Source organism: Ruegeria sp. H6, assembly GCF_056532975.1.
In genome coordinates this window covers 307,133-319,453 of record NZ_JBQFOA010000003.1, presented here as the reverse complement: position 1 = coordinate 319,453, position 12,321 = coordinate 307,133, and the positions used below count along the sequence as shown (strand labels likewise).

At 58.3% G+C, this 12,321-nt stretch carries 6 protein-coding genes; 3 read left to right on the top strand and 3 right to left on the bottom strand.

Annotation, left to right across the window (positions count from 1 at the left end; genetic code table 11):
• Nucleotide 1: 1 nt before the first annotated feature.
• Nucleotides 2–1,912 (bottom strand): beta-propeller fold lactonase family protein, encoded by a 1,911-nt coding sequence (locus tag ACR0AG_RS09285; protein ID WP_480838053.1) that lies wholly within the window; start codon nt 1,910–1,912, stop codon nt 2–4.
• A gap of 344 nt (nt 1,913–2,256) precedes the next feature.
• Here ACR0AG_RS09285 and ACR0AG_RS09280 point away from each other — a divergent pair, with 344 nt between their 5' ends.
• The 3 genes from ACR0AG_RS09280 (at nt 2,257) to ACR0AG_RS09270 (ending at nt 9,722) form a co-directional block, all read left to right on the top strand.
• Nucleotides 2,257–6,147: a beta strand repeat-containing protein gene (locus ACR0AG_RS09280; protein ID WP_480838051.1), complete on the top strand. Its 3,891-nt coding sequence runs from the start codon at nt 2,257–2,259 to the stop codon at nt 6,145–6,147.
• 148 nt (nt 6,148–6,295) lie between these two features.
• Nucleotides 6,296–8,428, top strand: coding sequence for a type I secretion system permease/ATPase (locus tag ACR0AG_RS09275; protein WP_480838049.1), 2,133 nt, complete (start codon nt 6,296–6,298; stop codon nt 8,426–8,428).
• Nucleotides 8,412–9,722, top strand: coding sequence for an HlyD family type I secretion periplasmic adaptor subunit (locus ACR0AG_RS09270; RefSeq protein WP_480838047.1), 1,311 nt, complete (start codon nt 8,412–8,414; stop codon nt 9,720–9,722). The genes ACR0AG_RS09275 and ACR0AG_RS09270 overlap by 17 nt, the downstream gene beginning before the upstream one ends.
• A 28-nt stretch (nt 9,723–9,750) precedes the next feature.
• Here ACR0AG_RS09270 and ACR0AG_RS09265 read toward each other — a convergent pair whose 3' ends face one another.
• Entirely contained in the window at nt 9,751–10,452 is a 702-nt protein-coding gene (locus ACR0AG_RS09265; protein ID WP_480838045.1) for a response regulator transcription factor, read from the bottom strand.
• The gene (locus tag ACR0AG_RS09260; RefSeq protein ID WP_480838159.1) at nt 10,452–12,317 is read right to left on the bottom strand and encodes a PAS-domain containing protein; all 1,866 of its coding nucleotides are present in this window, start codon (nt 12,315–12,317) and stop codon (nt 10,452–10,454) included. The genes ACR0AG_RS09265 and ACR0AG_RS09260 overlap by 1 nt, the downstream gene beginning before the upstream one ends.
• Between the last annotated feature and the right edge of the window lie 4 nt (nt 12,318–12,321).

Here is a 12,321-nt window from a genome sequence, read left to right as displayed (position 1 = left end):
ATCAGACCGTTTCGATATTGCCCAGCAGGATCGATGTCATGTCGGCGGTGAAATCTCCGTCAACCACAGTCACGCGGGTCCCGGTTTCGTAATCCACGTTGGTTCGGGTGATGCCCGATAGATCCACGTCGTCATCCAGAAAAACCCATTGCGCGGGATAGTCCGTCGGTTGATCTACTGCAGCCTGCAAAACGGCCAGGGCGTCCAATGCGTTGATGGTTCCGTCCCGCGTGATGTCAGCTGCGATCAGGTTTTCGACACTCGCCGGGCCAAATGTGGGGTCCAACCCGACTGAAATGCGCAGAACCTGCAACGCGTCCAGTGCTGTGATCTGACCGCTTTCTGACGAATACGCTTTATAGATGTCCAGATCACCCGGGAAGGTGCCATCGGGTACCTCAAGCGCGAATGCGCCGTCATCATCGGCCTGTGCGGTGATCGTGGCCCCTCCGTCCGGCGCAAATCGCACTTCTGCGCCTTGTAGCGCCGGGTTGTGGGTACTCGAATCCAACGTAACCGGACCCAGAACGCCAGTAGAGGCATTGCTGTCCGGTCCGTTGTTCAGGTTGACCGGGATATGATCGGGCCAGTCGAACCCCGATCCAAAGATCTCGCCCATCGTTAAGGGACCGGTCTGAGATCTGATGTCGATGAACTCGTCCCTGTATTCAATCGTTGCACCCTGCGCGGTCGAGGTGAACTCTAACTGCGCGGGCGAGCGTAGAAACGCATAATGTGAAAGATCGAGCTTATCCACACCGGCTTGAAAATCGATGATCGTCGTTGCCCCGCTGGTCTGGCGCAGAACAAAAATGTCTGCGCCGCTCCCGCCTGTCATCGTCGTCGCACTTGTCCCCGTGATCAGGATGTCGTCCCCTGCCCCGCCAACCAGCGTTGAATCCAGAATGCCACCGGTTAGGATGTCATCACGCGCAGTGCCATTGATCGTTCCAAAGCCCTGATCAATGATCCCGAGGTTGTCGACAGACACGCTCAGCTGCGTCAAGCCTGCATCCTGTTGCGAGGCCGCGAAAACCTGCAACTCATCGCCGATATGGGCGGCAACCAGCGTCTGGACATTCTGCAACCCGCTGGCGAGCGTGTCGGCAAAGCTGTCCATATGGATCAACTGCCCATCAGGTGTCATGGTAAACAGGGTAATGCCATCATCGCCGCCGCCCGCCACAACAAAAACCCGCCCATCGACCTCGACAACGGACATGTCCTGTACTGTTTGGAACCGGGTGTAGAGCGTGTCCAATGCGTGATCCGCCGGAATCAGCCGACCATCGCTATCGAGTTTGAGCACACTGATCGAGCTGCTGCCGGATCCGGCAATCAAAACCCAGGATTCGCCATAGGCCTGGACCACCTCGACCGCAGTCGGCGTTCCGACGCCAAGCGTCAGGATAGAATCATTGTCCTCCACCAGCGAAAGCGCGCCGGTATCCGTGTCCAGACGGTATGTGGCAATGGCATTGCTGACCGAGTCCGCGGCGATAACGTAATGCTCGGTGCCCGATTGCAGAATTTTCAGAGAATCGGCATTTGCAGAGATCGTACCTGTGGCCGTTAGGGTCCCATCCGGGTTGACCCGATAGGTTCCGATCTGACCGGCGTCCGAATGCGCCACGGTCAGAAAATCGACAGCACCCGCCTGCAATTGCGCCGCGGCCGAGATATCGCCCCCGCCATTCAACCCCATAGTTTCCTGCAGATTTCCGATCGTGCCGTCACCGCCGAGGTCATAGGTCACAAGACCTGATGCGGTGTCGACATCAAGCGCCAGATGATCCTCGCCATCCAGCATCACCGGAACGCCGCTGCGGCCAACAAGGTTGGTGATCGACGCGCCGTAATACTGCTGATCCTGCACCTGCGGGGCCGCGTCATCCACAAGGCGCCACGACACGATCCCACCCCCTCTGCCCGTCAGGCTGTAGAGATATGTTGTGCCGTTAAACGTTTTTAAAGCCGTATCGCCGATACCTGAATCGAGCGCTGCGGTCCCCGTTGCCACCACTCTTTCGAACTGAAGCATCATCACCATTCACCCCCATGCCATATCTGGCATTGAGACAAGAATGATCCGACGCCCAGATCGAAACCAGAGCAGAAATAAGGTGAAAACAAGGACTTCGGTTTCAGTTTAACTCAATTTTTCTGGTTCGTCCGCGCACGGCACCAGCTGGAAACCATGATGAACGGATCGCTAAGATTTCCAGCCGTTTGCGGCAACCGTTTACGAGGGGCAAGATGACCAAGGAAACCGGTAGGAACACTGTTCTGAACTCGGAAGAGTGGCAATCTTCTGAACGCAAACGCCACATTCACACCTGGATTACCGGCAAGCTTGGGAAATGGTCCGGGCGCGGATTGATGGGCGGCCTTGGGTCGACCCTGTTGACTTTACCGGCGCTGGCCCAGGCCACATCGGCAGAACTGGACGCCTTTCAATTCGTGACATCCATTCCCGGCGTGCGATCAGCCAAGCTGTTGCACAATGGCGATGTGAAATTGAAGCTGGCAGATGGTCGAACCGTTGTGGTGGCTGCGGAAAACGCACAGGTGCTGGAAAACGGATCGGTCATGATCGCCGATGATGCAGCGGCACAGATTGCCCAACTCAGTGCTGTGGCAGAGGCCGGTGGGGCTGCGGCCACTGCGGGCGGTATCAGCAGCACAGGCATGGTACTGGGCGGTCTAGGGGTCGCCGGTGCAGCCGCAGCCGCAGGCGGCGGAGGCGGTGGTGGCGATGACAGCACGGACCGACCCGTAGATCGCGGCGGCAAGGGCGGCGGTGGCGATGGCCCATCAACACCTCCGGCGCCACCTCCGGAACCTCCTCTGCCAACGCTCAACCTGGCTGAACTTCAGGGTGGCACGCTCAGCAATACAACCACAGAGATTCCGGTTCCCGATGGTACGACAACTGTCGAGGTTGAGGTTGGAGGTATCACCAAAACCGCAACCCCCGACGTGGACGGCAACTGGAATGTTACACTGACGCAGGCCGAGGCAGAGGCCCTACCACAAGGCGCGTCCTTTGTGACCGTTCGCAATTTGGATGTCGACGGGGCCGAGATTTCCACAGGCGCAACAGAGTTCAACATCGATACGGTTCCGCCGACCATTTCGATCTCTTCCATTTCGACTGGCCCTTCCCTTAACGCCGACGAACAAGGGGGATCTTTGACGGTTTCCGGCACCACCGACGCCGAAGCAGGTCAAACCGTTTCGGTTCAAATCAATGGTCACACCTATACAGGTACCGTGTCAGGCGGAAATTGGAACATCGCTGTCCCCTCCAGCGGTCTGAGCGCTCTGCCGGATGCCTCTAACGTGAGCATAACAGCTGATGTGTCTGATCGCGCAGGCAACCCCGCCGTTCAGGCAAACAGCAGCTTTGATACGGATTTCACCGCACCGACATTGTCTTTGGATGCTGTCGCCGGCGGATCAATTGATCTGATCGACGTGGGTGGAGATCTGACCCTGACCGGCACAACAAACGCAGAAGATGGCCAGATGATCACCGCTGATTTCAACGGTCAGCAATACACCGGGCTCGCATCCGGCGGCACCTGGAGCGTCACCGTCCCCAACGCTGATCTGGCCGGGCTAAGCACCGGAACACCGGTTGCCGTCAGCGTCGCGATATCGGATGCCGCCGGGAACTCGGCCGTCCCGGTCTCGGTAACGGTGCCAGTGGACCTGACCGGGCCTTCCATTTCCATTTCCCCGTTGTCCACAGGCAGTGTTTTGAACGCGGCAGAGGTAGGTTCGGATCTCGTGGTCAGCGGGCTGACCGGCAATGTGACCGATGGTCAGCAGGTCACGGTCACGCTGGATGGGCAGACCTATACCGACACAGTGTCATCAGGCAGTTGGAGCGTGACGATCCCAAGCGCAGACCTTGTTGCTCTGGCCGATGGGGGCACGTTCTCATTGACAGCCGATGTTACAGATGCTGACGGGCTTGTTGCGCCTCAATCCAGTGCTTCGGTGTCGAAAGACGTCACGGCGCCAACGCTCAGTATTGATACGTATTCTCATGGGGCTGTCGTCAACGCCGCCGAACAAGGATCCGATCTGACCATCGCAGGGTCTACCAATGCAGAAGACGGGCAATTGGTGACGGTGTCACTGAACGGCGAAACCTACACGGGAGCGGCATCGTCCGGTGCGTGGTCGGTTTCGGTGCCAAGCGCTGATTTGGGTGCTTTGGCCGATGGCGCAACCATCAATGTGACGGCTGATGTCACTGATGCTGCGGGAAATCCTGCGGTTCAAGCAACCAGCAGCTTTGACACGGATTTCACCGCGCCTTCGTTGAATGTTTCGTCGGTTTCGTCCGGTGCGGTGATGAATTCCGCAGAACGCGGCACCGACCTGACCATCTCGGGCAACAGTGACGCGGCAAACGGAACGGTCGTTTCGGTTTCCCTGTCGCGCCCGGACGGAACGGTTGATGTCAGCGGCACAGCAGTGGTGAGCGGCGGCAGCTGGACCTACACCGCCACCTCTGCCAGCCTTGGCGCTTTGCAGGACGCAGAAACCTACGACATAGAAGTTTCAGTTACCGATGCCGCTGGCAACACCCGAGAGGTTTCAACCGGCCTGACGACCGACTTCACCGCTCCGACCATCACCATCGACCCACTCACGACCGGCGCGGTGCTGGATGTGATTGAAAGGGGCTCGGATCTAGGGGTGACCGGGTCAACCACCGCCGAAGACGGTCAAACGGTCACGGTTAACCTTGGATCGGAAACCTATACGACGACCGCTTCGGGTGGGATGTGGTCGGTCACCATTCCTTCGGTTGACCTGAGCGCACTGGCAGATACCACGGCCTATACACTCTCGGCTGCGGTGTCCGATGTGGCCGGGAACGCCGCAACGGATGCAACCGCGGGTCTCACCACGGATTTCAAACCCATCCTTTCACTCGACGCGGTCGGACAAAACGGATCGGTTTCCCTTGCCGATGCTCAGGCTTCGGGCCTGACGATTGCCGGGCAATCCTTCGGTCTAACCGCAGGACAGTCGGTGGATATCGCGCTCAACAGCAGTCCAGCCGGAAGCACAACCGTGAACGCCGATGGCAGTTGGAGCCTAAACCTGCCCGCATCGACCTTCTCCGGCATGTCGGCGGGCGACGCGCTGGATTTCGGGGCGCAGGCAACTGTCTCGGGAGGTCCGGATCCAAGTCCCGTATCCCAACAGGTCGTCGCGCACAGCCCTGCCGCCTACGTCATTACCGAAGCCGGGCGGAGCGGAACCACAGTCACCTTCGAAATTCATGCAGATACGGATCGCGACATCTCATCCGGCCTCGCGTTCACGGCCACGCTCGGGTTCGATCCCGCAGTTGTTACATTTGACACCGGCTCCGAAGTCGAAAATGACGATTTCAGCCTGTTCCTTGCCAACCCAAGCGGTGCAAACGCAGTCAACTTCGGAGGGGCCGCAACAAGCTACAGCGACCTGTCACAACCAATCGTCACCTTTACGATGACAGTTCAGGACGCGGCCCAACCGATTGAATTGACCCTGACGACACCCGATGGCGGGCCATCCAATCTGTTCCTTGGAACCGACGGCGCAGACACATTGGTGGGGACTGATCTGGATGACCTTATCCGGGGCGGTGACGGGGACGACACCATCGACGTTTCGGGTGCCGGGCGCGACATTGTTGTGTTCGAAGCGGATGCGGCGGAAAACGGGTTCGATACGGTGACAGGTTTTAGCCTTGGCCCAGCGGCTTCGGTGTCGGACGCACTGATGTTCAGCGGGCTTGATACCAGCTCATTGCGCGGCAACGGTACAGGGTTTGAAACACTCAGCACCGGAGACCAGATCGGCGCCAATACCGGTTTTGTCGGCCTCGAAACCGTTTTGACTGACCTGAATGATGCGACGATCGAGTTTGCCGCCGAAAGCCTGGCCGATGCACAGGCGGGTGACGAGATTTACATTCTTGCGACCGACGGCTCCGACAGTGCTCTGGTCAAGGTGGAGTACTCGGCACCCAACGCCGCGTCAGTGGAAACGCTGACAGAATTCGAGGGACTCTCGGACCTCGGTAACCTGAGCGCGGACAACATTTTGTTGACCGACCCGACGGGTGCATCGGCCTGAAGACCTCAAGCACCTCGCAGTCTCTGCGGGGTGCGCGTTCTTTTTCAGGCGGCTCGGGTAAACGGTACAGGCCTCATCGGCAGTGGTGAACCGTCTGTAATCCCACCGATCCATGGATGGCAGCTGCAAATCAAACGGGGTACGATTGATGGCAGAGACAAAAACATCACTGACCGCACTAGAAAGCTGCATGGTTCACATTGCAGCCACCTTTGAGCGACCCTTGACGCGTGCAGCGATTCACGCGGCTCAATCAGGCGCTTCCGGTGAGCTCACCGTTCGCGATGTAACCGATCTTGCCAGCCAGATCGGGCTTCAGGCTGGATTTGGCGCGCAGAAGCTTTCGAAATTGGATGATGTCCTATGCCCTGCTCTCCTCCTTCTCTCAGACGATCGCGCTGTCGTGGTGCATGGGCGTTCCAAAACAGGCGATCTGCTGGTTTACGACCCCGTTCTGGGATCGGGTGTCGGAGAAGTACAAGAATCAAAACTGGTTGAAGCCTATTCCGGCTACGCCATTGTATTCAGGCGCGAACATGACCGCAGCTTGTCGCCAGACGACCCTCAAATCGCCGGGCACTGGTTCTGGTCACCGCTGGCGGCTAACAAATGGGCTTATGGTCAAGTGGCCCTCGCCGCCGCGACGGCCAATGTGCTGGGCCTGTCAACTTCCGTTTTCATCATGATCATTTACGACCGGGTTTTGCCCAACGAAGCAACTGCGTCGCTGGTCGCGCTGACGTTAGGCGTCGCGATCGCCTTAATATTCGATTTTCTCCTCAAGGCATTGCGGGCGGGTTTCATCGATCGAGCCGGCCAAAAGGCAGATTTGGCCGTCGGGCGCCGCGTCTTCGACCAAGTATTGAACATCAAGATGACCTCCCGAACCGGTTCAACCGGTGCAATCGCCAGTACCGTCCGCGAGTTCGAGACATTGCGCGAGTTCTTCACCTCGGCAACTTTGGTTGCGGTCGTCGATCTGCCGTTCATCGCTGTGTTCATAGCGGCAATCTACTTTGTCGGCGGACCCCTGGCGCTGATCCCCGCTTTGGCCGTTCCGGTTGTGCTGCTGACCGGGCTTGCGATCCAACCTTTCCTCTCTCGCCTCGCTGAAAACAGTTTTCGCGAGGGGCAATCCAAGCAATCCGTATTGGTGGAGGCCGTCTCGGGCCTGGAGACGATCAAGACTACTGCCGCCGGACGGCAGATGCGGTCCAGATGGGCCGACGCGCTTGCCAGGCAATCGACCTATGGCACCCGCAGCCGCTCAGTCACTCAGTTTGCCCTGAACCTGACTGGTTTCTCCCAACAAGCTGCTCAGGTGCTGATTGTGTTCTACGGTGTGTTCCTGGTGATTGATGGCCAGACCAGCATGGGCGCTTTGGTAGCATCCGTTATGTTGACGGGTCGCGCACTGGCTCCGCTGGGACAGCTGGCCCAAACCCTGACGCGTGTGAATCAAGCGCGGAGCGCCTATCGCAACCTGGACGCGCTGATGCGCGCCGACAGTGAACGCCCCGCCGGTCGCACATGGATCAGCCGATCGAAATTTGACGGACGCATTACTTTTTACAACGTTCACTTTGCCTATCCTGATCAACCAGACGACACGTTGAAAGGTGTCACCTTTTCTGTCGAACCGGGCGAAAAAGTCGCGATCCTGGGTCAGATTGGATCCGGGAAAAGCACGATCACCCGCCTTTTGCTTGGCCTTTATGAGCCGCGCGTCGGATCAGTGATGTTGGACGGGCTGGATATCCGGCAGATCGACCCCGGGGATCTACGGCGTAACATCGGATCTGTGTTGCAGGATATCTGGCTGTTTTCCGGCACGGTGCGCGACAACATCACCAGCGGTGCCATCAGACCCAGTGATCAGCAATTGGCGCGGGCCGGTCAAACAGCTGCGGTCGAAGACTTTGTCGCGCGTGACCCGCGTGGGTACGACATGAACCTGAGTGAGCGCGGTGAAGGTCTGTCAGGCGGCCAAAGGCAGGCCATCGCACTGGCCCGTGCGTTGATCGGCAAGCCTCCGGTTCTGTTGCTGGACGAACCCACAAGCGCGATGGACGTCAAAACCGAAGCCGAGGTGATCAAACGCCTGAAGGAAGAAACGCGCGATACGACCATGATTGTCGTGACACATCGCGCGAGTCTTCTAGATTTGGTTGATCGGGTTATCGTGATCGAAAACGGAAAAGTCGGTGCCGATGGTCCCAAATCAATGCTGCTGCAAAAGCGTCCTGAGAACCGGAGGCATTTGAATGTCGCGACATCCTGACCTTCGAACCCTGGCGCGGGAAATGCGGGGGCAATCCTCGGTTCGGGGATCGATGCTATTGTTTGTGATCCTAGGTTGCCTGCTCAGCGCGGGGTTCTGGGCCGCATACACGGAAATCGATGACGTGGTCAGATCCGATGGTCGCATCGTGCCATCAGGCAGCGTTCAGGTCATCGAGGCAACAGAAGCCGGCGTGCTGAATGCGGTTCACGTGCGAGAGGGCGAGGTTGTCGATGCGGGCACGATCCTTATGGAGTTCGACACCACTCAGATAGAAAGCGAGTTGAGCCAGGAGCGGCAGCGAGCTTTTGGTCTAATGGCGCAAGCGCATCGATTGCGGGCCGAGATCGAAGGAACTGAGCTGAGTTTTGATGCAAAGCTTATCGCAGACGCCCCCGATGTTGTTCGATCTGAAACGGCTCTGTTTCAGGGTCGGCGGGCTGAGTTGGCTGCCGAAATTGCGATCCTTGATCGACAGCAACAGCAACAGCAGCGCGAATACGAAGAGGCGTTGGTCGATCGGAATACGGCCATTGAAACGCTCGCGGTGATTGCTGATGAACGGGCGTTAATGACCCCAATGGTCGAACAGCGCATGGAACCTGCAACAACCCTGCTCACCTTGCGCCGCAGCGAGGCAGAATGGGCGGGGCGCAAGACGCGCGCAAACGCAGTAATGGCGCGGCTGCAAACTGGTCTTGTCGAAATCGATGACCGGGTTATCGCCACGCGCAGCCGGTTTCGTAGCGCGGCGCTGACCGATCTGGCCCGCGTCACGGCCGAGTTGTCGGCCATTCGCCCGATCCTGCCCGCCTTGCATGACCGGGCCGAACGCGCAACCGTGCGCTCTCCGGTACGGGGGGTCGTCAATCGGATACACCGCACCACTGTCGGCGGCCTGGCGCGCAGTGGTGAAGAGCTGATCGAAATTGTACCCTTGGACGACACACTATTGGTCGAGGCCTTTGTGCGCCCGGAAGACATCGCTTTCCTGCATCCTGGCCAAAAGGTCAAAGTCAAGATAACCGCTTATGATTATTCAAGATATGGCAGTCTGGATGGCGAGATTCAGCGCATCGGAGCCAGCACGGTCACGCGGTCAGAACAAAATGAAGAAGACGTGTTCGCGGTTGAGATACGTACATCTGACACGATGCTGGACGCCAACGATGTGGCCGTGGAAATCATCCCAGGAATGGTTGCACAGGTCGATATCCTGTCGGGGCGAAAGACGGTGATGCAGTATCTGATCCGCCCGGTGTTGAAGATCAAGGATCAGGCGCTGCGGGAATAGAACCTACAGCGCAAAACCTGCCGTCGGGCTAAGACCACTGCACATCGCCCAGAAAGATGTAGCCCGCGCCATAGATCGTCTTGATCAGTCTGGGGTTCTTGGGGTCCTCGCCCAGTTTCGTGCGCAGGCGTGAGATGCGCACATCCATTGCGCGATCGAAACTGTCCCCTGCGCCGCCGCCCAGGATCTCTTGCATCCGGGCACGACTGATCAGGCGTTTGGGACTTTCCAGAAACAATCGCAGCACCTCACCTTCGGCATGGCTGAACGTCGTTTCCTCGCCCGTTTCACCGACCAGAAGGTAGCGATCAAAATAGGCCGTCCAACCGTTGAAGGTGGCAACATCCGAGCTTTGCGACACTTGCCGCGGAGACCGCAGGCGGGCGCGGATACGGGCGACGACCTCGGCAGGATCAAAGGGTTTGGTGATGTAGTCATCCGCCCCAAGCTCCAGCCCGGTGACCCGATCCTGCACCTGGACCCGCCCCGAGATAATGATAACCGCTGCGCCCTGTTCCAGCGCCAAACGGTGCACCAAGGTCAACCCATCCGTATCCGGCAGGGACAGGTCGACCAGACATACATCCGGCGTCACGCGCTTCAAGGATGCCTCAAATTCCCGCGCGCGTGAAAAGCTTTGGGTGCGAAATCCGGCCTCTTCCAGGGTTTCCGTCAGAATGCGTCTGATCTCGGGTTCGTCATCCAGAATAGTCACCAATGGTTGAGTCATCACGCGGCCTCGGATTGGATCAGCGCGGCAAGTTGAGCGCTGGAAAAGGGTTTGTTCAAAACCGGCGCGACAGAAGACGCCTGACGGTACAGGGGGTCCGACAACGAAAGGGATGTCATCAAAATACAGGGCAGCCTGCCTTGCACCTGAGCGGCCAGATCAATTCCGGTTTCAATACCTTCAAGCCGAATGTCGGACAGCACCAGCGTTATATCCTGAACATCAGCAATCAAGGCGGAGGCTTCTTTGACGGATGTCGCCTCGATCACCGTATGTCCAAGGTCTACCAGCATGTCGCGAAACTGCAGGCGCAAGTCGTCCTGATCTTCGACCAGCAATACCAATCCGTCACGTGCGGGCGGCGCAGGCCGGAACGGAAGCCGAAGAACCACCGAGGCCCCCGAAGGTGTGTTACGAAGTCGCATATCCCCCCCGGCCAATTTCACCGTGTCGTAAACCATAGGCAGCCCAAGGCCAGATCCTTTGCTGCCTTTTGTGGTAAAGAACGGGTTGAGAGCCTTGTCCAAAGCCTCATCGGAAAACCCGGGCCCGGTGTCCGAGACTGCGATTTCGACCCAGATCTTGCCCACCGCATGTGCGCTGATCGTGATTTGGCCGGAAAGGCCGCAGGCGTCACGGGCATTCAGAACAAGGTTCAAAAGCGCGTCTTGCACCATGCCGGGATCAAGCATCAATGCCGTATCCGGCAGAGTGTTCACAACAGACAGCCCAACCCCACGCGGTAGAGAAGGCGAGGCAAGCACGCGCAAATCTTCAAGCAGTCCGCGCATGTCGGTTGCGCGGGGTTGCGGGGTCCGGTTGCCGGTCATCTCTGCGATCCGGTTCAACAACTGACCACCCCGACGTGCGGTCTGCTGGGTGGCGTCCACCAGCTCATGCGCTTCAACAGACAGGCTCATCTTGTTCAACCGGGACTGCATGCCCAGAATGATCGTCAACAGGTTCGAAAAGTCATGCGCCAAGCCGCTGGTCATCTGCGCGGCCATCGCCCGGCGTCTGGTCTGCTGCAACGCGACGCGGGCCTGGGTCTCTTCGGTGACATCGACGGACATGATGTAGACGCCGCCCTGATTGTCCGGCGTGAAAGACACGCGAATACGCCGGGAATCCTGTGCTTCGGTAAATTCGAACACCGAGGTTTCACCGCCATAGGCCTTGTCGAGGTTGCTTTTGACCCGCTCAAAGGCATGCGCGCCTAAAGCTTCGGAAATATGCAGCCCCAGAATCTCGGACGGACGCCCCGGCATGACCGAACTGAGTTTGCGGTTCGAATAATCATACCGCCCATCTGCGCCCAGATGAGCAATATGCGCGGGCATCATTTCAGTTGTCATCCGGGTGCGCGCTTCGATTTCTGTCAGCTGGCGTTTGGCCTCTTCCAGCGCGGTGATAGTGGATGCCAATTTTCGGTTCGTGGCCGAAAGCTCTTCGGCACGTCCCAGCAATTGCTCGGATAATTCCTCGGACCGGGCCCGCAACAGACCTTCGGCCTGTTTGGTGCGGGTGATGTCGGTGTAAACCGCAACCCAACCACCCGTAGGCAATGGCGCCCCCTCGACCGAGATCACCTGACCGTTCGGGCGGGTTCTTTCAATATAATGGGGCTCGAACGCCAGCGCCTGTTCAACGCGCTGGCTCACGATCTCATCGACATTTTCGATCTGACCGTATTCTCCGCGGCTGGCAAGGAAATGGATGGTGTCATAGAATCGCGCGCCTGGCTCGGTCAGGTCCTCAGGAAGATCGAACATTTCCTGAAATCGAGAGTTGCACAGCACCAACCGCAACTGATTGTCATAGATCGACAGCGCCTGACCGATCAGGTTCAACCCTGCGGTCGTCATCGCC

Bases quoted from the DNA above. Each gene is read 5' to 3' on its own strand.
- ACR0AG_RS09270 (WP_480838047.1), top strand. From the start codon at position 8,412: ATGTCGCGACATCCTGACCTTCGAACCCTGGCGCGGGAAATGCGGGGG.
- ACR0AG_RS09260 (WP_480838159.1), bottom strand. From the start codon at position 12,317: ATGACGACCGCAGGGTTGAACCTGATCGGTCAGGCGCTGTCGATCTAT.
- ACR0AG_RS09275 (WP_480838049.1), top strand. From the start codon at position 6,296: ATGGCAGAGACAAAAACATCACTGACCGCACTAGAAAGCTGCATGGTT.
- ACR0AG_RS09265 (WP_480838045.1), bottom strand. From the start codon at position 10,452: ATGACTCAACCATTGGTGACTATTCTGGATGACGAACCCGAGATCAGA.
- ACR0AG_RS09280 (WP_480838051.1), top strand. From the start codon at position 2,257: ATGACCAAGGAAACCGGTAGGAACACTGTTCTGAACTCGGAAGAGTGG.